General features: G+C 71.6%; 22 protein-coding genes. 9 read left to right on the forward strand and 13 right to left on the reverse strand.

Annotated elements, in window-relative coordinates; all coding sequences use genetic code 11:
* Position 1 precedes the first annotated feature (1 nt).
* Complete coding sequence (locus WA640_RS04795; RefSeq protein WP_335986348.1) at positions 2-1,765, forward strand: glycoside hydrolase family 6 protein; 1,764 nt, start codon at positions 2-4, stop codon at positions 1,763-1,765.
* Between the two features lie 262 nt (positions 1,766-2,027).
* Here WA640_RS04795 and WA640_RS04800 read toward each other — a convergent pair whose 3' ends face one another.
* Both WA640_RS04800 and WA640_RS04805 read right to left on the reverse strand, forming a co-directional pair.
* Complete coding sequence (locus tag WA640_RS04800) at positions 2,028-2,684, reverse strand: TetR/AcrR family transcriptional regulator (protein WP_106364011.1); 657 nt, start codon at positions 2,682-2,684, stop codon at positions 2,028-2,030.
* Between the two features lie 14 nt (positions 2,685-2,698).
* Positions 2,699-4,300, reverse strand: coding sequence for an MFS transporter (locus WA640_RS04805; RefSeq protein ID WP_335986350.1), 1,602 nt, complete (start codon positions 4,298-4,300; stop codon positions 2,699-2,701).
* Positions 4,301-4,637: 337 nt separating this feature from the next.
* Here WA640_RS04805 and WA640_RS04810 point away from each other — a divergent pair, with 337 nt between their 5' ends.
* Positions 4,638-6,107: a menaquinone biosynthesis decarboxylase gene (locus WA640_RS04810; RefSeq protein WP_442904661.1), complete on the forward strand. Its 1,470-nt coding sequence runs from the start codon at positions 4,638-4,640 to the stop codon at positions 6,105-6,107.
* On the forward strand, positions 6,100-6,984 hold the full coding sequence (mqnP, locus tag WA640_RS04815) for a menaquinone biosynthesis prenyltransferase MqnP (RefSeq protein WP_335986352.1): 885 nt from the start codon (positions 6,100-6,102) through the stop codon (positions 6,982-6,984). The genes WA640_RS04810 and mqnP overlap by 8 nt, the downstream gene beginning before the upstream one ends.
* On the opposite strand, the gene WA640_RS04820 is transcribed toward mqnP, so the two are convergent.
* Complete coding sequence (locus WA640_RS04820) at positions 6,981-7,697, reverse strand: NAD(P)-dependent oxidoreductase (protein ID WP_335986353.1); 717 nt, start codon at positions 7,695-7,697, stop codon at positions 6,981-6,983. The genes mqnP and WA640_RS04820 overlap by 4 nt on opposite strands.
* 106 nt (positions 7,698-7,803) lie before the next feature.
* On the opposite strand from WA640_RS04820, the gene WA640_RS04825 reads away from it, so the two are divergent.
* A complete protein-coding gene (locus tag WA640_RS04825; RefSeq protein WP_335986354.1) occupies positions 7,804-8,505 on the forward strand; it encodes a TetR/AcrR family transcriptional regulator in 702 nt (233 codons plus the stop codon).
* Here the strand turns inward: WA640_RS04825 and WA640_RS04830 are convergent.
* Positions 8,476-10,533 (reverse strand): acyltransferase family protein, encoded by a 2,058-nt coding sequence (locus WA640_RS04830; RefSeq protein WP_335986355.1) that lies wholly within the window; start codon positions 10,531-10,533, stop codon positions 8,476-8,478. The two genes, WA640_RS04825 and WA640_RS04830, sit on opposite strands and share 30 nt — an antisense overlap.
* A gap of 300 nt (positions 10,534-10,833) precedes the next feature.
* Here WA640_RS04830 and nuoK point away from each other — a divergent pair, with 300 nt between their 5' ends.
* The 5 genes from nuoK to htpX all read left to right on the forward strand — a co-directional run bounded on the left by nuoK (position 10,834) and on the right by htpX (position 17,042).
* Complete coding sequence (gene nuoK / locus WA640_RS04835; protein ID WP_335986356.1) at positions 10,834-11,178, forward strand: NADH-quinone oxidoreductase subunit NuoK; 345 nt, start codon at positions 10,834-10,836, stop codon at positions 11,176-11,178.
* The gene (locus WA640_RS04840) at positions 11,175-12,959 is read left to right on the forward strand and encodes an NADH-quinone oxidoreductase subunit 5 family protein (protein ID WP_335986358.1); all 1,785 of its coding nucleotides are present in this window, start codon (positions 11,175-11,177) and stop codon (positions 12,957-12,959) included. The genes nuoK and WA640_RS04840 overlap by 4 nt, the downstream gene beginning before the upstream one ends.
* Positions 12,959-14,713 carry a complex I subunit 4 family protein gene (locus tag WA640_RS04845; RefSeq protein WP_335986537.1) on the forward strand — a complete coding sequence of 585 codons (1,755 nt, stop codon included), beginning with the start codon at positions 12,959-12,961 and terminating at the stop codon, positions 14,711-14,713. Before WA640_RS04840 ends, WA640_RS04845 begins: the two co-directional genes overlap by 1 nt.
* Positions 14,710-16,101, forward strand: coding sequence for a proton-conducting transporter transmembrane domain-containing protein (locus tag WA640_RS04850; protein ID WP_442904686.1), 1,392 nt, complete (start codon positions 14,710-14,712; stop codon positions 16,099-16,101). The genes WA640_RS04845 and WA640_RS04850 overlap by 4 nt, the downstream gene beginning before the upstream one ends.
* Before the next feature lie 74 nt (positions 16,102-16,175).
* The gene (gene htpX / locus WA640_RS04855; RefSeq protein WP_335986360.1) at positions 16,176-17,042 is read left to right on the forward strand and encodes a zinc metalloprotease HtpX; all 867 of its coding nucleotides are present in this window, start codon (positions 16,176-16,178) and stop codon (positions 17,040-17,042) included.
* A gap of 110 nt (positions 17,043-17,152) precedes the next feature.
* On the opposite strand, the gene WA640_RS04860 is transcribed toward htpX, so the two are convergent.
* The 9 genes from WA640_RS04860 to WA640_RS04900 all read right to left on the reverse strand — a co-directional run bounded on the left by WA640_RS04860 (position 17,153) and on the right by WA640_RS04900 (position 24,843).
* Positions 17,153-17,467: a DUF2516 family protein gene (locus WA640_RS04860; protein WP_106364019.1), complete on the reverse strand. Its 315-nt coding sequence runs from the start codon at positions 17,465-17,467 to the stop codon at positions 17,153-17,155.
* A 44-nt stretch (positions 17,468-17,511) separates the two neighbouring features.
* Complete coding sequence (locus WA640_RS04865; protein WP_081687713.1) at positions 17,512-17,613, reverse strand: 30S ribosomal protein bS22; 102 nt, start codon at positions 17,611-17,613, stop codon at positions 17,512-17,514.
* A gap of 145 nt (positions 17,614-17,758) precedes the next feature.
* Positions 17,759-17,962, reverse strand: coding sequence for a helix-turn-helix domain-containing protein (locus WA640_RS04870; protein WP_091031906.1), 204 nt, complete (start codon positions 17,960-17,962; stop codon positions 17,759-17,761).
* A gap of 203 nt (positions 17,963-18,165) precedes the next feature.
* Positions 18,166-19,950 (reverse strand): hypothetical protein, encoded by a 1,785-nt coding sequence (locus WA640_RS04875; protein WP_106364020.1) that lies wholly within the window; start codon positions 19,948-19,950, stop codon positions 18,166-18,168.
* 133 nt (positions 19,951-20,083) lie between these two features.
* On the reverse strand, positions 20,084-21,004 hold the full coding sequence (locus WA640_RS04880; RefSeq protein ID WP_335986361.1) for a proline dehydrogenase family protein: 921 nt from the start codon (positions 21,002-21,004) through the stop codon (positions 20,084-20,086).
* Positions 21,005-21,154: 150 nt separating this feature from the next.
* Positions 21,155-21,778: a hypothetical protein gene (locus WA640_RS04885; RefSeq protein ID WP_335986362.1), complete on the reverse strand. Its 624-nt coding sequence runs from the start codon at positions 21,776-21,778 to the stop codon at positions 21,155-21,157.
* The gene (locus tag WA640_RS04890) at positions 21,775-23,103 is read right to left on the reverse strand and encodes a glycosyltransferase (protein WP_335986363.1); all 1,329 of its coding nucleotides are present in this window, start codon (positions 23,101-23,103) and stop codon (positions 21,775-21,777) included. Before WA640_RS04890 ends, WA640_RS04885 begins: the two co-directional genes overlap by 4 nt.
* Positions 23,093-23,638 carry a hypothetical protein gene (locus WA640_RS04895; protein WP_335986364.1) on the reverse strand — a complete coding sequence of 182 codons (546 nt, stop codon included), beginning with the start codon at positions 23,636-23,638 and terminating at the stop codon, positions 23,093-23,095. The genes WA640_RS04890 and WA640_RS04895 overlap by 11 nt, the downstream gene beginning before the upstream one ends.
* Positions 23,635-24,843 carry a glycosyltransferase gene (locus WA640_RS04900; RefSeq protein WP_335986365.1) on the reverse strand — a complete coding sequence of 403 codons (1,209 nt, stop codon included), beginning with the start codon at positions 24,841-24,843 and terminating at the stop codon, positions 23,635-23,637. Before WA640_RS04900 ends, WA640_RS04895 begins: the two co-directional genes overlap by 4 nt.
* Positions 24,844-24,863: the final 20 nt, after the last annotated feature.

Genomic DNA, 24,863 nt, shown 5'->3' on the forward strand with positions numbered 1-24,863 from the left:
CATGCAAGTACCTAAGAAACGAAGGAGATTGGCCATCACCGGCGTCGCGGTCGCCGCGCTCGCCGCCACCGGGCTGACCTTCGCTTCGGCGAACCAGGCACTCGCCGAAGAGGGCTGCAAGGTCGACTACAAGGTCGTCAGCAGCTGGGGCTCCGGTTTCCAGGCCAACGTCACGATCACCGCCCAGGAGCCGATCAACGGCTGGGAGCTGAAGTGGAACTTCCCCTCGGGCACCACGGTCTCCAGCGCCTGGAACGTGAGCTACACCCAGAGCGGCACCTCGTTCACCGGTAAGGACGTCGGCTGGAACGGCTCCATCGCCTCCGGCCAGAGCAAGGAGGTGTTCGGCTTCATCGGCTCCGGCTCCTCGGCGACCCCGGCGCAGTTCACCATCAACGGCGACGTCTGCAACGGCACGACCCAGCCGCCCACGAGCGAGCCGCCCACCTCCGACGACCCCACCGGCAACCCGGGCGGCGGCGACAAGGTCGACAACCCGTACACGGGCGCTCAGGTGTACGTGAACCCGCAGTGGTCCGCGCGGGCCGCGGCCGAGCCGGGCGGCGACGCCGTGGCGGACGAGCCGACCGGCGTGTGGCTGGACCGCACGAGCGCGATCTACGGCAACGGCTCCCCCACGACCGGCACCATGGGCCTGGAGGACCACCTGGACGAGGCGCTCGCGCAGGGCGCGGACGTCATCCAGGTCGTCATCTACAACCTGCCCGGTCGCGACTGCGCCGCGCTCGCCTCCAACGGCGAGCTCGCCGCCGGCGAGATCGACGAGTACAAGAGCGAGTACATCGACCCGATCGTCGACATCATGGGCCAGGCGAAGTACGCCGACCTGAAGATCGTCAACGTGATCGAGATCGACTCGCTGCCGAACCTGGTCACCAACGTCTCGCCGCGGGCCACCGCCACCGCGAACTGCGACACGATGAAGGCCAACGGCAACTACGTCGACGGCGTCTCGTACGCCACGGCGGAGCTCGGCGCCCTGCCGAACACGTACAACTACATCGACGCCGGCCACCACGGCTGGATCGGCTGGGGCGACACGAACGCGCAGTACGACAACTTCCACGCCGCGGCGGCCCTGTTCGGCTCGCTGATCGGGGAGAACGGGATGACCGCGGACGACGTCCACGGCTTCATCTCGAACACCGCGAACTACTCGGTCCTCGAAGAGCCCTACTGGGCGGTCGACCAGGTCGTCGGCGGGCAGCCGCTCAACCAGAACGGGAACCTGCCGTGGGTCGACTGGAACGACTTCAACAACGAGAAGGACTTCACTGAGGCGTTCCGCGAGGAGCTCATCGACAACGGGTTCAACTCCGACATCGGCATGCTGATCGACACCAGCCGCAACGGCTGGGGCGGCGACTACCGCCCGACCGGCCCGTCGACCTCGAACGACCCGGTGACCTTCGTGGACGAATCCCGCATCGACCAGCGGTTCCAGAAGGGCAACTGGTGCAACCAGGCCGGCGCCGGCCTCGGCGAGCGCCCGCAGGCCGACCCGGAGCCCTGGATCGACGCCTACGTGTGGATCAAGCCTCCGGGCGAGTCGGACGGCGCGTCCGAGGAGATCCCGAACGACGAGGGCAAGGGCTTCGACGAGATGTGCGACCCGGACTACGGGGGCAACATCCGCAACGGCAACAACCCCTCGGGGGCTCGCGACAACATGCCGCTGTCGGGCCACTGGTCCTCTGAGCAGTTCCAGGAGCTGCTGGAGAACGCCTACCCGCCGGTGAACTAATCGGGCCGCCAGCAGCTCCTGGAACCAGGAAGCACAGCCAGGAGCTGCTTGAGAACGCCTACCCGCCCGTCAACTAAGGGCGCAGTACCGGGCCCGGCGTTCCGGGAGGCGGATCGCCGGGCCCCCAGACCACATCCTCGGTTCCTTCCGGAGACCGGGCCCCGCGGGACGGCGGGGCCCGGTCGCAAAACCAAGTGCGACGCACTGCGGCCCCGGCCGGTCGTTCGACCGGCCGGGGCCGCAGTGTGTCTGCTTGCGTCCCTTACGGGTTGCGGGTCTCGCAGAGCGGGCCGCCGAGGCCGCGCAGGAGGTTGTCGACGAAGCGCTCGACGGTGTCGTCGGCCTGGAGGTGCGAGTACTGCCCGTAGACGAAGATCGTCAGGAGCGGGCTGGTGAACATCGCGACCGCCAGGTCGAGGTCGAGGTCCGGCGCGACCTCGCCGCGCTCGGCCCAGTACTCGAAGGTGTCCCTGACGTACTTGCGCCGCAGCTCCACGAGCCGGTCGTGGTGGCGCTTGTACTCCGGGTCCTCGTGGAACACCGTCATCATGCACCGCACGACCTTCATGTCGCGGGGGCCGTAGGTGCGGCGCATATTGTTGCCGAGGAAGATGAGGTCGTCGCGCAGCGAGGTGTGCGGGATCCCCTCCGGCGCAGGGGCCTTGATGCTCTCGAAGGCCGCGGCGACGAGCTCCTCCTTAGAGGACCAGCGCCGGTAGATGGTGGCCTTCGAGACGCCCGACAGCTCCGCGACGCCCTCGACGCTGACGTCGGTGACGTTCCCGTGCTCCGCGATGAGGTCCAGCACCGCTTCCAGGATGGACTCGCTCACCGCCTGGCTGCGTGGGCGGCCCTTGGCGGGGGTCGTCGGCGCAGGGGCCCGGTGGTGGGCGGTCGCATCGCGGAGCTCGGGTCGCATGACTCGATTGTCCCTCAGACCTCGACGAGCGCGGGCTCGGCCGCTTCGGCGGGGGCCTCGGACCCTTCGGCGCGGCGCTTCCCCGGGAAGAACAGCGCGATGATGATCAGCCCGACCACGCCCACGGCGACCGCGGCGAGCGCGGTGGTGTGGAGCGCGTGGATGAACGAGTCGTTCGCGGCCTGCGCGACCTGGGCGGCGGCGTCGGCCGGGATCGCCCCGGTCTCCAAGGCGCCGTAAGTGGACGCGTAGGACTCGCGGGCGGCGTCGGGCAGCTGCGGCGCGGCGTCGGTGATCTGGGTCCGGTAGACCTGGGCCATGATCGTGCCGAGGACGGCCACGCCGAGCGCGCCGCCGACCTGGCGGAGCGTGTTGGCGAGGGCGGAGCCGACGCCGGCCTTCTCGCGCGGGACCGAGGACATGAGCGTGTTCATCGCGGGCGGCATGAGGTTGGCCATGCCGGCGCCGGTGATGAAGAACAGGCCGATGACGACCCACACGGAGGTGTCGGCCTCGAACACGAGCGCGGTCACCGTGAAGTTGGTGATGACTAGGAGCATCGCGACGATGCCGACGGCCTTGGCGCCGAACTTGTTCACGAGCGTGTTCGACAGCGGCGCGAAGACGAGCATGGAGGCGCCGAACGGCAGGAACAGCAGGCCGGTCTCCAGCGGCGAGTAGCCCTTCATGATCTGGAGGTAGAAGGTCATGAAGAACATCAGGCCCATCATCCCGAAGAACGTGAGGGTGATGATCGCCGAGGACGCGGAGAAGCGGGTGCTCTTGAACAGCTTCATGTCGAGGGAGGCGTGCGGGATGCGACGCTCCCAGAGGACGAATCCGACGAGGATGAGCACGCCGAGGGCGATGGTGCCCCAGACCTCGATGCCGGTCCAGGAGCCGGCGTCGCCGGCCTCGATGATGCCGTAGGTGAGGCTGACGAGGCCGATCATGGACAGGGCCATGCCGACGAAGTCGGCCTTGGCCTGGCTGCCCTTGGACTCGGGCGCGAGGATCGTGATGGCGATGAGGCCGAACACGACGATCGGGACGTTGATGAGGAAGACCGAGCCCCACCAGAAGTGGTCGAGGAGCGCGCCGCCGACGATCGGGCCGATGGCGCCGCCGATGCCGACCGCGCCGGTCCAGATGCCGAGGGCCTTCGGGAACTCCTTGGCGGAGAAGACGTTGCGCAGGAGCGACAGCGTCGAGGGCATCATGATGGCCGCGCCGGCGCCCATGAGGGCGCGGTACCAGATGAGCTGGTCGGGCGTGGAGGCGTAGGCGGAAAGCAGGGAGGCGACGCCGAAGACGACGAGGCCGGCCAGGAGCATCCGCTTGCGTCCGAGGCGGTCGCCGATGACGCCGGAGGCGAACAGGAGGCCCGCGAAGACGAGCGTGTACGAGTTGATCATCCAGGCGAGGTCGCTCTGGGTCGCGCCGACGCCCTGCTCGGGGTCGGCGAGGGTCTTCATCGCGACGTTCAGGACGGTGTTGTCGAGGACGACCACGATGAGGCTGAGCACGAGGACGCTCAGGATCGCCCACCTGCGGGGGTGGCCGTGGTCGTCGTCGGTTCCCGCCGCTGGGGCCGGAACGGAACGGGTTTCGCTCACAGGGTTTCCATTTCTGCGATCGCACCTGGCGGTGCGGAGATGTCGCCGCGGCGCCGATACCGCGGGTGGTGTCTTGTCGTCTCTTCATGACGATCCGCGGGCGGGACTTGTGACGTCCCGGGCGCGGGTGGCGCGTGCTCGTGAGCCTGGGGCTTCGCAAGGCGCGGCCTGGTGTTGGTGACGACTCTACGTCATTCCGAAACGATACGGTACCGTATCGTTAAGTAGATCACACGGAATCCTACCGCCGGGGTGCGACAGTCCTGTGAACTCCGCGCGAAGGACCGTGTTCACTCCGCATCGGCCTCGCCGGGCCCTCCCGGCCCCGGGTGGTTGAATGGGGTCCGTGGCACCCAAGTTCCCTTACGACGACCTCCAGTCGTTCCTGGCCGCCCTCGAAGCCGACGGCGACCTGAAGCGGATCTCGGCGGAGGTCGACCCGCACCTGGAGATCTCCGAGATCGTGCAGCGGGTGGTCCGCGACGGCGGCCCCGCGCTCCTGTTCGAGCGGCCCGCGGGCAGCGACATCCCCCTTGCGATCAACCTGTTCGGGACCACCTCCCGCACCGCGAAGGCCCTCGGCGTCGGCGACCTCGACGAGATCGGCCAGCGCATCGGCGAGCTCGCCAAGCCCGAGCTGCCCGTGGGCTGGGCGGGCATCCGCGACGGCCTCGGGAAGCTCATGCAGCTGAAGTCGGTGCCGCCCAAGCGGGTCAAGAAGGCGCCGTGCCAGGAGGTCGTCTTCACGGGGGACGACGTGGACCTGAACATCCTCCCGGGCCTCCAGGTGTGGCCCGGCGACGGCGGGGTCTTCCACAACTTCGGGCTCACCCACACCAAGCACCCGGAGACCGGGAAGCGGAACGTGGGACTCTACCGGCTCCAGCAGCACGACGAGCGGACGATCGGCCTGCACTGGCAGATCCACAAGAACTCGACGTCGCACTACGCGGAGGCCGAGAAGCGCGGGGAGCGGCTGCCGGTGGCGATCGCGATCGGCGCGGACCCGGTGATGGCGTACGCAGCGACCGCGCCGCTGCCGCCGGACATCGACGAGTACCTGTTCGCGGGGTTCCTGCGGGGCGAGCGGGTCGAGATGACCGACTGCCTGACCGTGCCGCTCCAGGTCCCGGCGAACGCGCAGATCGTCCTGGAGGGCTGGGCCGAGCCGGGCGAGCGGCTCCCGGAGGGGCCGTTCGGGGACCACACGGGGTTCTACACGCCGGTGGAGCCGTTCCCGGTGATGCACGTCGAGGCGATGACGATGCGGCGGAAGCCGATCTACCACACGATCATCACCTCGGCGCCGCCGCAGGAGGACCACGGGCTGGGGAAGGCCACGGAGCGGACGTTCCTGCCGCTGGTCAAGATCATGATCCCGGAGATCGTGGACTACGACATGCCGGCCGCGGGGGTGTTCCACAACTGCGTGATCGTCTCGATCGACAAGAAGTTCCCGAAACAGGCGCAGAAGGTGATGAGCGCGATCTGGGGGCTCCAGATGATGAGCCTGACGAAGCTCATCGTGGTCGTGGACGCGGACTGCGACGTGCACGACTACCGCGAGGTGGCCTGGCGCGCGCTGGGGAACGTGGACTACTCGCGGGATCTGCTGCTGACCGAGGGCCCGGTGGACCACCTCGACCACGCGTCGTACCACCAGTTCTGGGGCGGCAAGGCGGGGATCGACGCGACCGCGAAGTGGCCCGAGGAGGGCTACACGCGCGGCTGGCCGGAGGCGATGCGCATGAGCGCGTCCGTGAAGGCCACTGTGGACCGACGCTGGAAAGAATACGGAATTGACTGACACCGCCGCCCGCCCGAACCCGGTCAGGGACTTCCTGAAGCTCGTCGCCTTCGAGCACTCGGTGTTCGCGCTGCCCTTCGCGTACCTCTCGACGCTCACCGTGATGCGCCTGGAGGACGCGTTCTCCTGGCTCGACCTGGTCCTGGTCACCGTGGCGATGGTCGCGGCCCGCACGCTCGCCATGGCCGCCAACCGGATCATCGACCGCCGGATCGACGCCCAGAACCCGCGCACGGCGCAGCGCGAGCTCGTCACGGGGAAGGTCTCGCTGCGGACGGCGTACTGGGGCTGCGCGGTGAGCCTCGCGGCGCTCCTCGCCGCGGCGTTCTTCCTGAACCCGCTGTGCTTCTACCTGAGCCCGCTCGCCGTGGCGCCGCTCGTCGTCTACCCGTACGCGAAGCGGTTCACGAACTACCCGCACGCGGTCCTCGGCCTCGCCCAAATGGTCGCCCCCGTGGGCGCGTGGCTGGCCGTCACCGGGACGTTCGCGGGCTCGGGCCCGGCGATCGTCCTCGGTGCGGCCGTGGGGCTCTGGATCGGCGCGTTCGACCTGATCTACGCGTGCCAGGACGTGGAGATCGACCGCGTGATCGGCGTCCACTCGACCCCGGCGCGGTGGGGCGTGAAGGCCGCGCTCCACGCCTCCTCCGTCGCGCACGTGGTCACCGTGGCCCTGTTCGCGTGGTTCGGCCTCCTCAACGGCTTCGGCCTCCTCTACTGGATCGGCCTCGCCCTCGTCTCGGCCGCCCTGGTCTACGAGCACTCCATCGTCCGCCCCGACGACCTCTCGAAGGTCAACCGGGCCTTCTTCACCGCCAACGGCTTCGTCGCCGTGGCGCTGTTCGCCTTCGCCCTGGCGGACCTGCTGCTGCGCTAGGCCGCCTCCGAGGCGTGGGCGAGCGCTGAGGGCGTGAGGCGGCCGTTGATGGCGGGGGCCTCGTGGACGAGGGCGTCGTCTTCGACGGCGGCGACCATGAACAGGGCGAAGTCGGTGCGGCGGGTCAGGTTGCTCTCCAGGACGGGGTCGCCGACGTGGCGGCTCCAGACGGGGAGGCCCTGGCTCTCGCCTTCTTCGAGGTCGCTGCCGCGCACGACGGTCCAGCGGGTGTCGGAGTTGAAGATCAGGTCGGTGGCCCGGTACTGGTCGGCGATGTCGACCAGGCGGGTGAGCTTCATGAGCTTCGCGAAGGCCACGGCGGCCCTGATGCCGCGCTTGTACTTGTCCTGGCCGTCGCGGGTGATGTGCCAGCCGCACGAGAAGACCAGGCGCGCACCGGGTTTCGCGAAGTCGATGACGGCTTTGGCGGTGCCGGAGGCGTAGTCGTGGACGCCCCAGGGGACGAGGACGGTGAGGACGGCGTCGCAGCCGTCGACGGCGCGCTCGATGACGTCGCGGTCGTTCGTGAACGCGCCGTGGACGGTGATGCGCCCGGCGAAGTCGTCGAGCTTGCGGACGCTCTTCTCGCGGCAGACGCCGACGACCTCGTAGCCGCGGTCGAGCGCGTGCCGCACCATGTAGCGGCCGAGTTTGCCTGAGGCGCCGACGATGCAGACCTTCTTGCCGACGCCGGTCTGCGGGATGGGTTCCATGACGTGCTCCTGGGTTGAAGAGTGCGCTGTTGAAGGGTACTTGCTCCTTTACACTGTACAGGAAAACTGTACGGTGTAAAGTACGGCGGATGGACAGGAGCGGAACGTGACCGACGAACCCGCCGCGGGCTCGGCCCGCGGCTCGCTGAGCAGGGAGAAGGTCCTGCGCGCCGCCGTCGACATGGCCGACGCCGCGGGCGGCGACGTCCCCAGCACCCGCAGGCTCGCCGAGCGCCTCGGCGTGCGCGCCATGGCCCTCTACCACCACTTCAAGAACAAGGACGAGCTCCTCGACGGCATGGTCGACCTCGTCTTCGCCGAAGTGGAGCTGCCCGAGCAGGGCGAGCCGTGGCGGGAGGGGATGCGGCGCCGGGCCGGGTCGATGCGGGCGGCGCTCGGCCGCCACCCGTGGGCCGTCAGCCTCATGGACTCGCGCGTGAACGCCGGGCTCGCCACCTTGCGCCACCACGACGCCGTGCTCGGGTGCCTGCGCGCCGACGGCTTCTCCGTCGCCGGTGCGGCCCATGCCATCTCGCTGCTCGACAGCTACGTGTACGGCTTCGCGATCCAGGAGGCCGCGCTGCCGTTCGACTCCGCGGGCGGCGACGACATGGCCGCGCTCACCGAAGGGATCATGGCGCAGGCGGAGGGCATGTTCCCGCACCTCGTCGAGATCGCCGTCGAGCACGCCCTGAAGCCCGGGTACGCCTACGGCGAGGAGTTCGCGATCGGCCTCGACCTCATCCTCGACGGCATGGAGCGCCGCCGCGAGGACTGGTTACTCCCAGCCGGTGGTCTCGCGGACTAGGTCCTCGACGTACGGCGCGAGTGTCGCCGAGAAGGTCGCCGTCAAGTGCGAGTGGTCGCGGAAGGTCAGGATGTTCCCGATGACGGCCGGGCAGACGCCATCGGGGCACACGTACTCGACGAGATCCCCGAAGACTACATTGGACGGTACGTCGGAGTAGGCGGCCGCGGGATCCCCGAGGGTCCGGGAGGTCGCCACCGACGACGTGCACTCCGCGATCTCGTGCTGCTCAAGGCATTCGGGGAGCGGCTCGTCGAGGCGCGGCAGGTCGCGCAGGGCCAGAACCTGGACCCCCTGCTCGTCGAGAGTGCTCCAGCGGTCGGCGAAGCCCGGGTAGGCGTTCTCGCCCTCGGGGAACGCGCGCGTGGCCAAAGTGACGACCAGGTCGGGGCGCAGCTCGTCCAGGATGTCGACGACCTGGCCGTTCCATTCGACGCAGGAGGCGGCCTGGTCGGCGTCGTCGTTGCGGGGCGCCTCGGTCGAGAACTGGCAGCCCGATTTCGTGAGCGACACCAGGCGCCAGCCCGCGTTCTCGGCGGCCTCGTGGAAGGCCGGGAACCAGTGGCCGATGCGCGAGCCGCCGACCAGCGCGATCACATGCTCGGCGTCCGGGTCCCCGTACGAGCACGGCGTGGCCTCGGAGCCGTCGAGCCCCGCGTCGCAGCCGTCGTCGTAGATGAGCGGCATGTCCAGGACGTTGTCGAGCGGCGGGATGAACGGCGCCTCCGGCAGTGAGGCCGCCAGGGCGGGGTCGGTGAAGACGGCCGCCCCCGGGTACGTCTCCCGGTCGGCGGCCAGCGCGGCGAGATCCGCGTCCGCGGACTCGTTGCGCTGCAAGTAGACGTGCTGGGCGGCGAGCGTCACCGCGAGGAGCGGGACGGCGAACGCCGACGCGGTCGCGAAGGACCAGCGGCGGCCCGGGAAGCGTTTCGCGAAGGCGGCGACGCGGCCTTCGACCAGCCAGGTGGTGAGGGCGGCCAGGACGAGCGCGAGGCCGAGCACCGCGGCCCCTCCCGCGAGCGTCGCGGTCTCCTTCCCGCTGCGGTGCAGGTAGACCACGAGGATCGGCCAGTGCCACAGGTACAGGGCGTACGACCAGGCGCCGAGGCGCATCACGGGCTTCCACGTGAGCAGCCGGTCGACGGCGTACGGCAGGCCGGTGGCCCCGGCGAGGATCATGCAGGCCGCGGCGCCGACCGGCCACAGGGCGATCGCGCCGGGGAACAGGGTCGAGACGTCCAGGAGGGCGCCGCACGACAGGAGCGCGGCGAGCCCGAACCAGCCCAGCGGAACCCGGAGTGCGACCGGCAGGCGCAGGTACGGGAGAGCGAGCGCGAACATGCCGCCGAACGCGAGCTCCCACAACCTCGCCCCGGTGTCGAAGTACGCCCACGCCTGCCGGGTGTCGGTGGTGACGAGCGAGTACGTCAGCGACACGGCGAACACCATGGCGCACAGCAGGAACACCGCCTCGCGCAGGCGCACCCCTCTCGTGCGGACCAGGAGCGCCGCGAACGCGACGAGCACCAGCCACATCAGGTAGAACTGGCCCTGGATCGACAGGGACCAGAAGTGCTGGAGCGGGCTCGGGGCGCCGTCGCGGGCGAGGTAGTCGACGGCCTTGGCCGCCAGCGCCCAGTTCTCGTAGTACAGCAGTGAGGCGATGGTCTCGTCGAAGACCGCGGGCCAGCGCGAGCTCGGGAGCCACAGGTACGCGGCGGCGAGCGTCCCGGCCGCGACGACCGCGGCCGTCGGCAGGAGCCGGCGGGCCAGGCGCGTGAGGAAATGCGTGGCGCGGACGCCGCCGGAACGCTCGACCGAGCGCGTCAGGGACGCGGTGATGAAGAAGCCCGTGAGGAACAGGAAGACGTCGACGCCGCCGGAGACGCGGTTGAACCAGATGTGGTAGACGGCGACGAGCAGCACCGCGACCGCGCGCAGTCCCTCGACCTCGGGGCGGAACCCGGTGTCGCGGCGGGCCGTGGCTGTGGCGGTGCGGACGGGGGACGGCTCGGTGATTGTGGACATGCTCGCATCAATGAGGAGGGTCTCTGGTACCTCGGCAGCGTAGAGACGCCTCGCGACCCTGCGCCGAATCGAAGGGGACTTCCGGGCGTCCGTCCGGTGAATCCGCGGTGAACGAGCGCGGACCAGACGAACGGGCGCGGTCCGAGTGGCCGGTGGGGCCTACCGGGCGCTCCCCGCGTCCCGGTGCTCCGTTTCAGGCGGATCGACACGGCCCCGGGTCTGGACTTTCGCAGGCCCCGTGGTCCAAGATGGGGCCATGTGGCCCCGATCGACCGATCCCCTCCCGCCGGGGAGGACCCAGTGCATCCGCTGATCGGATACCTGATCGCCGTGGGCCTCTTCGCGATCGGCCTCTACGGCGTCCTCACGCGCCGCAACGCCGTCCTCCAGCTCGCCGCCGCCGAGCTCATGCTCGGCGGCGTCCACCTCGTCCTCGTCACCACCGACCTCGTGGTCCGCTCCCACACGGGGCAGAGCTTCGCACTGTTCATCGTGGTCATCGCCGCCGCCGAAGTCGGGGTCGGCCTCGCGCTCGTCCTCAACCTGTGGCGCGAGCGCGCCTCCATCGACACCGACGGCCTCCCCGAAGACGACGCCGCCGAGGGGACCGCCGACGGGGCCGCGGAGCGGCGGGTGCCCCGGTGACCGCCCTCGCCTGGCTCCTCATCACCGCCCCCGCCGCCGCAGGCCTCGCCGGACTCCTGGTGCGCCGCAGGGACCTCGCCGTAGCCCTCGCCTACACCGGGCCGGGCGCGGCCCTAGCGTGCGCCGCGGCCGTCTCGTTCGCGAACCCGCAGTCGTCCTATGCGCTCGCCGACTTCGGCTCCGTGACCGCCACCGCGGCCCTCGACCTCGCCCCCGGCGCGTGCGCCGTCGCGCTCGCCACCGGGTTCGTGTCGCTCCTCGTGCAGCTCTACTCGGCCGCGTACCTGCGCGACGACCCGCGCTACGCGCCGTTCGCCGCCCAGGTGAACCTGTTCTGCGCCGCGATGCTCCTCGTCGTCGCCGCCGACGACCTCGTGCTCCTCCTCATCGGCTGGGAGGTCATGGGCGCCTGCTCGTACCTCCTCATCGCCCACTACGCGAAGCTCCCGCAGGCGCCGGGCGCGGCCGCGAAGGCGTTCCTGGTGACCCGGTTCGGGGACGTCGCGTTCGTCCTCGGCGTCATGATCACCGGCGTCGCCGCGGGCACCTTCCGCATCGGCGAGATCCACGACGCGCCCGCGCTCGCGATGCTCCTGATCCTGTTCGGCTGCATCGGGAAATCCGCGCAGTTCCCCCTCCAGATCTGGCTGCCCCCGGCGATGGCCGGGCCCACGCCGGTGAGCGCCCTGATCCACGCGGCGACGATGGTCGCGGCGGGCGCGTACGTGCTCACGCGGCTCCTCCCCGCGTGGCCCGCGGACCTGCTGCTCGCGGTCGCGGTCGTGGCGGCGGTGACGATGGTCGGCGCGGGCCTGTGCGCGCTGGCGGCGCGGGACGTCAAGGGCGTTCTCGCGTGGTCGACGGTGTCGCAGGTCGGCTTCATGTTCGCGGCCGTGGCGGTCGCCGCCGGGGACGCGGCGCTGTTCCACCTCGTGGCGCACGCGGCGTTCAAGGGGCTGCTGTTCCTCACCGCGGGCGTGGTGATCGCCCTGGCGGGCACGGACGGGTCGCTGCGGGCGACGCGGCTGCGGCCGGGCGATTCGCGGCTCGCGTTCTGGGCCATGACGATCGGCCTCGCGGCGATGGCGGGCCTGCCGCCGCTCGGCGGGTTCTACTCGAAGGAGACCGTGCTCGGCGCGGCCTACGAGGCCGGGACCCCGGCCGGGGTGGTCGTGTTCTGGGCGGGGGTCGGCGCGAGCATCCTCACCGCGGCGTACGCGACGCGGCTGTGGCTGCTGCTGTTCTGGCGCGGCCCGGGGCCCGCGGCGCTGCCCGCGGTGCCGCGCGCGGAGTCGTTCAGCCTGTGGGCGCTGACGGCGGCGACGGTGCTTGTCGGTGCCCTCTACTACGCTGGGCCCTTCGAGGTGCCCGAGCTCCACGGGGACCTGATGGCGCTGCTGCTGCTCGCCACGCTCGGCGGCATCGCCATCGTCGCGGACTCCTGGTGGCGCGACGGCCGCGCCCGCGAACCGGTCCCCGACCGCGACCCGGCCCGAATTCTCGGCCGCGCCCGAGGCGCGCTCGCCGAGGGCCTGTACGCGGAACGCCTCGCGGCCAAGGCGACCCGCGGCGCCGCGGCCGCTCTGAGCGCTGCCGCAACGACCCTCGACGTGCGCCTGGTCGACGGCGGCGCCGTCGAAGGGTCCGCACGGGCGACCCTCGCCGCGGCCGAGCACACGGCGGAGGGCCACCGCGGCGGCCTGGTCCGCTACCTCCGCCTGAGCGCCGCCGGAACCCTCGTGGTCGCCGCGGTCGCGATCGGAGTGGGCCTGTGGAACTGATGCTGGTGCTGGCGGCGGCGCTGCCTGCGGTCGGGGCGCTCGCGGTGTGGGGGCTGCGGCGCAAGCCCTACGCGCACTGGATCGGGGCCGGGGCGGCGGGGCTGGCGTTCGCCGCGGTGGCGCTGCTGCCGGTCGGGCGCGACACCGGCGCGCTCATCGCCGGGGACGGCGCGACCTGGTGGCACCGCCTCGCGATCCCCTGGGCGCCTTCGCTCCACCTCGACTTCGCGCTCGCAGTCGACGGCGTCTCCTGGACCCTCGCCCTCCTCACCGCGCTCCTCGGGGTCCTCTGCTGCCTCCACAACGCCGTCGGCGCCGAACAGCGGGCCGCCGACCTCTACGGCGCCGACCAGGCGAGCGCTTCAGCTTCCCTTCAGCCCGCTTCAGCTCCCCTTCAGCAACCCGCAGGTAGCGTTGAAAACGGGGGGTCCCCCGGCGGCGGGGACCCGGTGTCTGGTGTGCACGCCGCCGGTCCGGCGACTTCAGGTCACCTTCAGGTTGCCACGGGCGCTTCAGGTTCCCTTCAGGATGGTGCGGGTAGCGTTGAAATCGGGGGGCCTCCCCTGGCGGCGGCGCCGGTGCACGGGGTGCCCTCCGGAGCGGGCGGGGAGGAGCGGGACGGGTGGCAGTCGCCCGTGCTGACCGCGCTGCTGCTGGCGGTGCAGGCGGCGTCGACGCTCGTGTTCCTCGCCGACAACCTCGTGCTGTTCTTCATCGCGTTCGAAGCGGTCCTGCTGCCGATGTGGGCGATCGTGCACCGGTTCGGGGACCCGCGGACCCGGCGGCGGGCCGCCGCGAAGTTCGCGCTGTTCACCATCGCCGGGTCGCTGCTCATGGCGACCGGGCTGTTCGTCGCGATCGCGGACACCGGGACCGCCGACCTCGGCGCCATCATCGCCGCAGGGGGTGTCGGCAGTGGCGTGTCGCTGCTCGTGTTCTCCCTCTTGGCGATCGGGTTCGCCGTCAAGGCCCCGCTGTGGCCGCTGCACTCCTGGCTCCCCGACGCGCATACCGCCGCGCCCACCGTCGGCTCGGTCCTCCTCGCGGGAGTCCTCCTCAAGCTCGGCACGTACGGCCTCATCCGCGTCGCGGGCGGCCTCGCGCCCGGAGGCGCGGCCGACGCCGCGCCCGTCCTCGCCGTGCTCGCCGCGCTCGGGATCGTCGTCGCCGGGCTCGTGTGCCTGCGCCTGCCCGAGCTCAAGCGCCTCATCGCGTACTCCTCGGTGGGCCACATGGGATTCGTGGTCCTCGCGTTCGCCGCCGGCACCGAAGCGGGCCTGCGCGCCGCGCTCTTCGGGAACCTCGCGCACGGCCTCGTCACCCCGCTCCTGTTCTTCCTCGCCGGAGCCCTCAAGGCCCGCACCCACACCGGCAGCCTCACCGCCCTCGGCGGCCTGCGCCTCGCCGCGCCCGCGCTCGCCGGGCTCCTCGGGTTCGCCGCGCTCGCCTCCCTCGGCCTGCCCGGCCTCGCCGGGTTCTGGGGCGAGGCGTTCACCGTGTACGCCGCGGCCGAACGCGGCGGCGCCTGGCTCCTCCTCGCCGCGGCCGCCGCGTTCGGCGCGTTCCTCGCCGCCGCCTACCTGCTGCGGATGCTCAAGCACGTCAGTCACGGGCCCGTGGCGCCCGCGGCCTTCGGCATCGGGGACGTCTCCGCCGCCGAAGCCGCCGTCTGGTCCCCGCTCGTCGCCGGGACCCTCCTCCTCGGCCTCGTCCCCGGCCCGCTCCTGGCCCTGTTCGCGGAAGGCCACCTCTGATGCGCGCCCAAGCGATCGACCACGCCGCGATGCTGCCGCTCTACCTCGCCGCGGCCACCGCCGTAGCCGCCCTGTTCACCGGCCGGTTCGCCAAGGCCGCCACCATGATCGGGCTCGGAGCCGCCTCCGCGGCGGCCGTCTGGATCGGACTCGGGCCCGACCGCGCCGCCTTCGCCGTCGGCGAGTGGCACTCCTACGTGGCCGACGACGCCGCCATGGGCGCCGCCTCCCTCTTCGCCGCCCTCGCCCTCCTCGTCGCCGCCGTCAGCGGCAGGCGGCCCGGCGAGTACTGGTTCCTCCTGACCGCCTCCGCCGCAGGCGGGATCGCGCTCGCCGGCGCCCGCGACCTCATCACCCTCGTCGTCGCCGTCGAGACCCTCACGCTCCCGCTGTACGTCCTCGTCACCCGCCCCGGCCGCGACGGCGCCGAAGCCGGGACCACCTTCCTCATCGCCTCCGTGACCTCCTCCGCGACCGCCCTCATGGGCGCCGCGCTCCTCTACGCCGCCACCGGAACCGTCCACCTCGAAGGGCTCGCCGCCGCACTCGGCGACGCCCACGCGGGCCTCGCCGCCGCCGGGACCGCGCTCCTCCTCGCCGGGCTCGCCTTCAAACTCGCCGCCGCGCCCCTGCACGCCTGGGCGCCGCTCGTCCTCGAACGCGCCCCGCTTCCCATCGCCACCTACCTCGCGAGCGCCTCCAAACTCGGCGGCGCCGTCGCGATCGTCTGGGTCGTCGCCTTCGGCCTGCGGGGCACCGCGAGCGCCGGGATCGTCGTCGCCGTCCTCGCGGTCGCCTCGATCGCGGTCGGGAACCTCGGGGCGCTCGTGCAGCGCCGCACCGTGCCGCTCCTGGCCTGGTCGGGGATCGCGCACGCCGGATACGCGCTCGCGCCGCTCGCCGTGATAGCGACCGCCGCGGGCCGCGAGCACGTGGACGCGGCCGCTTCGGCGGCGTTCGCGTACGCGGTGTTCTTCGTGCTCCTGGAGGCCGGGGTGTTCGCGGCGCTGACGGCCGTGCGCACCGGGGACGGCGGCGCGGTCGCCGACCTGGCCGGGCTGTGGAAGGCCGCGCCGCTGCCGGCGTCGGTGTTCCTGTTCGCGGTGGTCGGGCTGGCGGGGCTGCCGCCCGCGCTCGCCGGGACGGTGGCGAAGGTCGCGGTGCTCGAAGTGCTCGCGTCGTCGGCGGTGTGGCTGGCGGTGGTGGTCGCGGCGGGGGCGGTCGTCGGCCTCGCGTACTACCTGCCGCTGGCGCGGGCGGTGCTCACGGGCAGGTCAGGGGCCGTTCCGCGGCGGTACGCGGTCGCGCTGACCATCGCCGCCCTGGCCCTCGTTGCCGTGTCGCTGGCGCCGCAGCTGGTGTTGGACTTCACGTCCGTTTCTCGGTGAATTCCCAGTTCGTCCAGAAATACTGGCCGTAACCAGGACGTTGCTTTTCCCACAAGGAGGGAAACCCAACCACCATGAAGCACCACAACGGCCTCAAGACGGCGGTGCTGCTCGGCGCGATGTCGGCGATCGTGATCGCCATCGGCTACGCCTTCGGCGGCTCCACGGGCGTCCTCATCGCCGCGGTGATCGCGGTCGGCATGAACGCCTACGCCTACTTCAACTCCGACAAGATCGCCCTGCGCGCGATGCGGGCCCGGCCCGTGTCCGAAGCGGAGGCGCCGCAGCTGTACGCGACGGTGCGCGAGCTCGCGCAGCGCGCGGGGCAGCCGATGCCGCGGCTGTACGTCTCCCCGACGATGCAGCCGAACGCGTTCGCGACGGGCCGCGACCCGCAGCACGCGGCGGTCGCGGTCACCGAGGGGATCGTGCGCCTGCTGACGCCCGCCGAGCTGCGGGCCGTCATCGGGCACGAGCTGTCGCACGTGTACAACCGCGACATCCTCATCTCGTCGGTCGCGGGCGCGCTCGCGGGGATCATCACGATGCTCGCGAACCTCGCGATGTTCCTGCCGTTCTTCGCCTCCGACGACGAGGACCGGCCGAACCCGCTCGTGCTGCTGCTGACGATGATCCTCGGGCCGGTTGCGGCCGGGCTGATCCAGATGGCCGTCTCGCGCTCGCGCGAGTACGAGGCGGACGCCGACGGCGCGCGCCTCACCGGTGACCCGCTCTCGCTCGCGAGCGCGCTGGAGAAGATCTCCGCGGGGGTCGACCGGATGCCCGCGCGGGCGGACAGCCGGATCGCGGAGCAGTCGCACCTGATGATCGAGTCGCCGCTGCGCGGGGGCGGGCTCGCGAGCCTGTTCTCGACGCACCCGCCGACGGCGCAGCGGGTCGCGCGCCTGCGGGAGATGGCCCGCGGCGTCGTCAGGTACTAGAACCGGGCGCCGTCAGGTACTCGAACCGGCGGCGAGCACACCGAAAGCCGCGCCAGCATCCGCTGGCGCGGCTTTCCGCAAGTCGGATCGCTCCGGCGCGAGAGCGCACCTCAGTAGGTGCTGCCGCCGATGTCTTTGATGCCCGTGCGGACGTCCAGGAGGTACACCAGTGCCGCCGCGATGGCGACGAGTGCGAACAGGTTGAGCCGGCCGTAGCCGCCGAAGAGGAGCGCCAGCACGAGGCTCACGACGAGGAGCCCGAGCCAGGTGCCCTTCGAGAGGGTGCCGACGGCGTTGAACGCCTCGGGCTTCTGCACTGCGCAGTGGATGACGGCGATCAAGGACAGGAGCGCTGCTCCGTACCCGATGATCTGCGAGATCACGCCCCGGACATCGAAGGCGAACACGGCATCGAACTCTGGCATGCAGCCCAGCCTACCCGCAGGTGCTCGGAAGCCGGTCGCCTCGGTTACTTGCCGAGCTTGCGACGCTGAACGCGGGTCTTGCGGAGCAGCTTGCGGTGCTTCTTCTTCGCCATGCGCTTGCGCCGCTTCTTGATGACCGAGCCCATAGAGCTTCCTCACAGGTGTTGACTAGACGATAGTTAGAGCCCGACCAGCCTAGCCCGTCCCCCCGGCGGCCCCCTCGCCGGGCGAGTCCGTGCGAAGGCCCCGTCACAGCTCGCGCGTGGCGGGGCCGGGACTGGCCGAGCGGGGTCACTCGTCCGTCTGGAGGGCCTCGGAGAGGTAGGTCTTCACGGCGCTCTCGGGGACGCGGAAGGAGCGCCCCACCCGCACCGCCGCGATCTCACCGTTGTGGACGAGCCGGTACACCGTCATCTTCGAGACGCGCATCAACTCGGCCACTTCCGTCACCGTCAAGAACTTGACCTCGTCGAGGAGGTCCCCGGGTTCGCTCATGTGTCTCACCGTTCTGTCGAGGGCTGTTGCGAGCACTATTGCCTGTGCAAGGACGTGGGGTTGTGTGATGTGTTAGAGGTGCGGTGGACGCGAATGCCCTATGAACCGAAACAAGTCGGTCGTCACGAAGCGTGACGTTGATGTCTTTCGATTGGGATGTTGCTCATGTTACGGCAGTCCGCGCCACCCGGCAACACCCGATCTCACACGGTCTGGGCAATGAACGCCGTAATCTCCTCCATGATCGCCGCGTAGTCCTTTCCGTAGACGGTCTGCGCGGCGTCGACCGCGGGGGTGCCCTCGCGCGCGGTCAGCCCGAAGAACTCGGCGAACGCGTCGACCCCGTAGGTCTCGATCATGTAGTGGACGCCGAGGAACCCGCAGCCGTACTTGCCGGAGCCCGCGAGGGTGTCGTCGTCCTCGTCGGGCGGGAGGATGTCGGCCGCGCAGCCGCCCTGGGCGACGTAGTCGCGCACGTCCCACATGCGGTCGTAGTCCTCCAGGGCCCGGTCGCCGTGGTCGATGTACTCGGCGACGCCCTCGACCATCCACCAGGTGTCGTCGGCGTACCGCTCGGACGGCGCGGCCCACAGGGTCACGGCGTGGCCGAGCTCGTGGCGGATGACGGAGGTGAGGCCCTCGCCCCAGCCGGTGCGGTCGACGCCCATGACGGTGGCGTACGTGGACGGCTGGCGCTCGCCGTCGACGGTCCCGTTGAGCGGCAGGGCGAAGCCGAGGACGTCCTCGGAGTCCCACATGCCGCCGAACCAGGTGTCGAACTCCTCGTCGGAGGCGATGTAGATGACGTACCGGTCGGGCTTCTCCCAGTACGCCCACTGGTCGGCGTTCTCGGCGGCGGCCTCGGAGACCGCGAGCGCCTCGTCGAGGCGGGCCTCCATGGACACCGGGACGGCGGTGACGGTGCGCTCGCCGACGGCGGCGACCAGGTCGGTGACCTCCCACGGGTGGGGGCCCTCGCCGAACTCGGAGTTCTGGACCTCGATCATGCGCATGCCGTCGTCGTCGGCCCGCCAGCGCGTGTCGAAGACGATGTCGGCGGCCTTGCAGGTCTCGGCGGGCTCGACGAAGCAGTAGGAGAGCGCGATCGAGATGTCGTAGAGGGGGACGGCGCCGGAGGCGTCCTCGATGGGGCCGGAGGCGATCTGGTAGTCGAAGCGGGACACCTGCATGGAGGTGAGCGAGTCGTACCGGCCGGTCATCTGCGTGTGCAGGGTCGGGTCGTAGGCGGCGAGCCAGCCGTCGAGGCTGCCGTTGAGGAGCGACTCGGACTGGGCGTCGAGGACGAGCTGGGCCTGCTCGCGCAGGTAGGCGAGGATCTCGGAGGCGGGGGCGTCGGCGTCGGGGCTGGGGACGGTGCCCTCGCCGGGCTCGACGGCGAGGCCGTCGATGGTGCCGGTGGGGTTGTCGGCGAAGCCGGGGCGCCAGCCGTTGACGAGGGCGCCGGCGAAGACCGAGGAGGCCACGAGGGCGACGACGATGAGGACGGTGGCGAGGCGGTTGCGCTTGGGCTCGGGGCGGGGCGCGTAGTAGCCCGCGGGGCCGCCGGGCCAGGGGGGCATGGCGGAGACGGGGATCGGGCCGGGCCCGACGCCGGGGGGGAGTTGTCCGGGAGGCATCTGCCCAGGATGGCCGTAGCCGGGCGGGACGGCTCCCGGCGGAGCCATGCCAGGGGCGCCCTGGGGGGCGCCGGGCGGCATCATGCCGGGGGGCGCCATGTCGACCGGGAGCGCCGACGGCGGCTGCGTGGGCTCGATCATCGGCGGCATGGGGGCGGGCTGCGGGAGCGCGGTCTCGGCGTTCTCGGCCTGCGGGAGGACGGGCCCGGGCGCGGCGGCGCGGGGCGCGTCGGAGGCGCCGCGCTGTCCGGGCACGAGCGGCGCGGCGGGGCCGGGCGGGTTCGCCGCCTGCGGCTCGGCGGCGGGCTGCTCGGGGGATGCCGGGGGGAAGTCCTCGGGGGCTTGAGTCACGTTCGCAACTGTAGTCGCCGTTCGCTAGTCGCGCGAGCCGCGAATGCGCGCCGTGCACCGGGCGTCCACCGGTCGCGGCGCAGCTCACCCGGGCCGGGGCGGCCTCCGCCGTCCCGGCCGGGATGTGAATTCGCTAAGACTTGGTCCACAGTGAGCGGAGGAACACGGCGAGGTTCGCGGGGCGCTCGGCCATGCGGCGCATGAGGTAGCCGTACCACTGGTCGCCGTAGGGGACGTAGACGCGCATCCGGTAGCCCTCGGAGGCGAGGCGCAGCTGCTCGGAGGTGCGGATGCCGTAGAGCATCTGGAACTCGAAGGAGTCCTTGTCGCGGTCGTACCAGCGGGCGCGGTCGACGCCGATCTCGATGAGCCGCGGGTCGTGGGTGGCGAGCATCGGGTAGCCGTCCCCGGCCATGAGGGCGTTGATGCACCGCACGTAGGAGCGGTCGACGTCGAGGCTGCGCTGGTAGGCGACGGACTCGGGCTCCTTGTAGGCGCCCTTGCACAGGCGGATGCGGGAGTCGGCGACGGCGTGGGCCTTGCAGTCGTCCTCGGTGCGGCGCAGGTACGCCTGGAGGACGGCGCCGGTGAGCGTGAACTCCTCGCGGAGGCGCTGCACGATCTCCAGGGTGGAGTCGGTGACCGTGTGGTCCTCCATGTCGACGGTGACGGTGGTCCCGGCGTCGGCGGCGGCCTCGCAGATCTCGCGGGCGCGGTCGTAGGCGAGCTCGGGGTCGAGGCGCTGGCCGAGCGCGGAGAGCTTGACGCTGACCTCGGCGGCCTTGGAGAGGCCCTCGCCCTTGAGGGCGGCGAGGAGGCCGAGGTACTCGTCGCGGGTGGCGTCGGCCTGCTCGACGACGACGGTGTCCTCGCCGAGGTAGTCGAGGGTGGCGAGGAGCCCGTCGGCGGCGAGCGCGCGGGTGGTGGCGACCGCCTCGGCCGTCGTCTCGCCCGCGACGTAGCGGCGCACGAGCGACCGGGACACGGGCGCGGTGCCGACGAGGCGCTCGATCTTCGATGACCTGGCGGCGGCGAGGATGACAGAACGCAGCATGAGTGCAGCGTAGCCTCCCAGCAGCCGGGATCAGGTCACGGCGCGATAACACGAGGGCCTCAGCATTGGAAACCAAGACCGAACATGACCATGGCACCCGTCTTCCAAGGCCTGTCCGGGTATCGATCCTCGTTTCTCACTGCCCTGCGGTCACAGCGGCCGGTACGGGTCGCGCCTGCGCCGGTCGGGGTCGGCCGGGTCCCACGGCTCCAGGGGGGCCGTGACCGGCAGGTCCGCGAACACCTGGGGGTCGACCGCCCGCGTCACGGTCAGGTCCGGGTAGCGCTTCGCGATCGACCAGCCCAGCGGCACCGTCGACTCCTCCACGCACACGACCCGGTCGGTGCCGGCGAGGTCGAGCCGGGCGAGGCGCCGCACCGCGAGCGGACGGACCGCGTGGTGGCGCACCGGCCCGTAGAGACGCCAGAACACGTTGCGGCGCAGCCAGCCCGCGGCCTTGCGGTGCAAGCGGGCCGCGGCGGCCGATCCCGGGACGCGCCCGTCGAGGCGGCGCAGGACCCCGCCGAGGACGCGCTCCACCAGGGTCTCGTACAGCCAGACCTGCGGCAGCCGGTTCTCGGCCGCCGCGAGCGAGTACACGGTGACCGAGGGGTGGAGTTCGAGCGCGCTGCCCCAGCGCTGGCCGTCGGCGACGATCGCCTCGACCCGGACGCCGCGCTCGGCGGCGTACGCGGCGTACCGGTTCGCGCGCTTCACCGAGCCGTTCTTGAAGAGCAGCAGGAGTACCCGGGGCGCTTTCGCGGTCGCGGTCATCGGCGGCCGCCTTCGCGCGCGATCCCGCGGCACAGCGCTTCGAACGGCTCCAGGGCCCGGTCGCGCGTGAACGACGCGGCGTAGGCGCGGGCCTCGGCGGAGGCCGCCGGGTCGGCCTTGCGGGCGGCGTCGCCGGCCTCGGCCATCGCCCGCGCGATGGCGTCGGGGTCGAGGCCGCCGGGCGCGAACCACAGGGGGTAGCCGCTGAGGAGCTCCTCGGCGGCGCAGCCGGGTTCGTGGACCGAGACGATCGGCTTGCCGGTGGCCATGTATTCGAAGATCTTCCCGGAGGTCACGTACTTCGAACCGCCCGCGAGGAACACGAGGACGTCGCTGCCGGCATACACGCGGCCGATGTCGGTCTTGGCGACCGGTCCGCGGTAGCCGAACCCCTCCGGTTCGGCCCCGTCGAGGCCGAGCTCGCGCAGCAGCGCGCCCCGGCTGCCGGCGAAGAACCCGAGGTGGCCGTACAGGTCGAGACGGGCCCCCGGGTGGGACCCGGCGGCGGCCATGCGCCGGAAGCCCTCCAGCAGGGGCTGCACCGGCTGCACCTTCGTGATGGTGCCGACGTAGGCGTAGGACAGCGGGCCGTCCCCGGGGGGCGCCGCCTCCCGGTCGTCGAGGACGTCGGGGTCCCAGCCGTTGAGGACGACGTGCATCCGGTCGGCGGCCCGCGGGTACCGCTCGGCGTGCCAGGAGCGGAGGGCCTCGTTCACGAACAGCGCCCCGGCGGCGCCGTCGAGGATGCGGCGCTCCCAGCGCCAGGCGCGGTGCCCCGGCGGGAACGCGTCCGCGTTCGCGAACAGGTCGAGCGTCCAGGAGTCGCGGTAGTCCACGACGTACGGCAGTCCGGTGCGCTTCCCGAGCCGGTAGGCGGCGGCGAAGGCCGCGAACGGGTTCCCGGTGGCGAGCACCAGGTCGAAGGGGCGTTCGCGGTGGAGCCGCAGGCCCTCCTCGACGGCCGAGTCGCCCCAGGAGTGGTAGCCGTCGGGGAACGCGAACCGCTGCCTCCACCGGTGGACGCGCTTGGCAAGGAACGGGAAGTTCCCGCGGAAGCGGCCGAAGCGGCGGACGTCGGTCTCCCACGCGAAGAAGTCGAGGTCCGCCTGGACCTGCGCGATGCGCGGATCGACGGTGTCGATCAGGCTCTCGTCGAGGGATCCGACGGCGTCGGTGAAGAACCGGTCCGGGGCGCGCAGGACGGTCACGTCCCATCCGGCCGCGGCGAAGTGGTTCGCGGTCGCACGGGCACGGTAGACGCCGCTTGCGCGCGAGGGCGGGAAGTAGTAGGCCAGGTAGAGCAGGCGGGGGCGCTCAGGCGTCACTCCCGGCCTCCTCCGCCTGGGGTTCGAAGGAGAAGGAGGTGGCGATGCGGGGCCGGGCCTCCAGGAACGCGGGCAGCCACTCGGCGGTCAGCTCCACCGCTTGCGGCTCGTGGAAGACGATCCAGTCATAGTCGGCATCGGCGAGCGCGGCCTTGAGGAACCGGACGCGGTACGCCTCGCGGAGCGCCTTGCCTCGGGGGCCGCGCAGGCGCGCCCGCGGCTCCACCACCTTGCGTCGCCACCGCCTGGCGGCCTTCCGCGCCCGGCGGCGCAGCGGGCCGCGGGCCGCGCGGCGCAGCAGCCCGAGCGGGAGGCGGACGTACAGGAGCTCGGCGAGCGGCGACTCCTTCGCGTAGACCGAGGTCGCGTTGGTCCACACCACCTCCACGCGCTCGTCGAGCGGGGTCAGGTGCCAGTCCGGGTGCTCCTCCGCGATGAGGCGGACACGGTGCCCGGCGTCGGCCGCGGCGCGCGTCTCGGTCGCCAGCGCCCGGCGCCACAGGCTGATCGGCGCGACGAAGACGATGGTGCTCATCGGCTCCCCTCTCGGTCCCACACCGCGTAGTGGCATTCGGCCACCGCTTCGTAGGAGTACTTGGCACGCAGGCGCTCCCGCGCCGCGGCGATGTCGGTCTTCTCCGGGTGGCGGTCGCGCAGCTCCAGGTAGGCGTCGACGAGGACGTCCGGGTCGGGGTCCACCTCGAACATCTGCCCGGCTTCGGACTCGATGCCCTCCAGGACCTGGTCCGAGCCGCCGGAGCGGCTCACCAGAACCGGCATACCGGAGGCGAGGGCCTCGACGACGACGACACCGAAGGTCTCGTGCCGGCTGGTGTGGACGAACAGGTCGTGGGCGGCCATGAGGGCCGGGACCTGCGCGGGTTCGACCGCGCCGACGAAGTCGACCGCGTCGCCGAGCCCGAGGTCCTCGGCGAGCGCCTTCATCCGCACCAGGCCGACCCCTTCGCCGGCGATGGTGAGCTCCAGGTCCGGGTGGCGCTCGCGGCAGCGGCGGAAGCCCTCCAGCAGGTAGTCGATGCGCTTGCGCTCGTTCATGGCGGCGACCGACAGCCAGCGGCGCAGCGTCGTCGGGGGCTCGGTCCGCGGGGACCCGAAGTCGATCGGGTTGGCGATGTACTCGACCTTCCCGGCGTGCTGCGGGAACTCGGCGGTGATGCGGTCGTGGAGCGGGGCGCCGACGACGAAGAACCCGTCGGCGCGGGCGAGGATCTCCTCGTAGCGGTCGCGGGCGGCCGGCTGCGCGAGGATCTTGTCGAGGAAGGAGGCGTGCTCGGTGAGGTACACGCGGGCGCCGGGCGCGGCGTTCTCCAGGGCGGCCCAGCCGGCGGTGATGGGGACGTGCGCGTGGACGATCGGGGCGTCGAGGGGCTTCCCGCCGAGGTAGGCGCGCAGCCAGTGGGCGGTCGCGTCGGCATGCACGACCCACGCGGTGTTGCGCGGTGTGAGCGTCGGGATCCGGTGCAGGACGGCGCCTCCCGCGGTGGTGAACCGCGTGCCGGAGCGGGCGAGCAGGCGCGTGTGGAGGTCCACCGTCGCCGGGACGGCGTCGAGCGTCGCGCGGGCCTCGCCGACCGGCCAGCCGCGCAGGTGGTAGACGTCGAGACGCGAGCAGCCCGGGGCGACGGCCTCGACCTGCGCCTTGACGAAGGAGCCCTGGTAGGTGAGCTGTGTCTCCGGATACCAGGGGGTGACCACCGCGACGTGCCGTGCTGCGTTCACTGCGTCCGGTCCTTGTCTGT

Source organism: Glycomyces sp. MUSA5-2 (assembly GCF_037034145.1).
In the GTDB taxonomy this organism is placed as follows: domain Bacteria; phylum Actinomycetota; class Actinomycetes; order Mycobacteriales; family Micromonosporaceae; genus Glycomyces; species Glycomyces artemisiae.

Excerpts from the sequence above, each read along its gene's own strand:
- WA640_RS04870 (WP_091031906.1), bottom strand. The coding sequence starts at position 17,962 with ATGAGCGAACCCGGGGACCTCCTCGACGAGGTCAAGTTCTTGACGGTG.
- htpX (WP_335986360.1), top strand. The coding sequence starts at position 16,176 with ATGAAGCACCACAACGGCCTCAAGACGGCGGTGCTGCTCGGCGCGATG.
- WA640_RS04795 (WP_335986348.1), top strand. The coding sequence starts at position 2 with ATGCAAGTACCTAAGAAACGAAGGAGATTGGCCATCACCGGCGTCGCG.
- WA640_RS04895 (WP_335986364.1), bottom strand. The coding sequence starts at position 23,638 with ATGAGCACCATCGTCTTCGTCGCGCCGATCAGCCTGTGGCGCCGGGCG.
- WA640_RS04880 (WP_335986361.1), bottom strand. The coding sequence starts at position 21,004 with ATGCTGCGTTCTGTCATCCTCGCCGCCGCCAGGTCATCGAAGATCGAG.
- WA640_RS04845 (WP_335986537.1), top strand. The coding sequence starts at position 12,959 with ATGCTGGTGCTGGCGGCGGCGCTGCCTGCGGTCGGGGCGCTCGCGGTG.
- WA640_RS04800 (WP_106364011.1), bottom strand. The coding sequence starts at position 2,684 with ATGCGACCCGAGCTCCGCGATGCGACCGCCCACCACCGGGCCCCTGCG.
- WA640_RS04885 (WP_335986362.1), bottom strand. The coding sequence starts at position 21,778 with ATGACCGCGACCGCGAAAGCGCCCCGGGTACTCCTGCTGCTCTTCAAG.
- WA640_RS04860 (WP_106364019.1), bottom strand. The coding sequence starts at position 17,467 with ATGCCAGAGTTCGATGCCGTGTTCGCCTTCGATGTCCGGGGCGTGATC.
- WA640_RS04830 (WP_335986355.1), bottom strand. The coding sequence starts at position 10,533 with ATGTCCACAATCACCGAGCCGTCCCCCGTCCGCACCGCCACAGCCACG.
- WA640_RS04820 (WP_335986353.1), bottom strand. The coding sequence starts at position 7,697 with ATGGAACCCATCCCGCAGACCGGCGTCGGCAAGAAGGTCTGCATCGTC.
- WA640_RS04810 (WP_442904661.1), top strand. The coding sequence starts at position 4,638 with ATGGGGTCCGTGGCACCCAAGTTCCCTTACGACGACCTCCAGTCGTTC.
- WA640_RS04865 (WP_081687713.1), bottom strand. The coding sequence starts at position 17,613 with ATGGGCTCGGTCATCAAGAAGCGGCGCAAGCGCATGGCGAAGAAGAAG.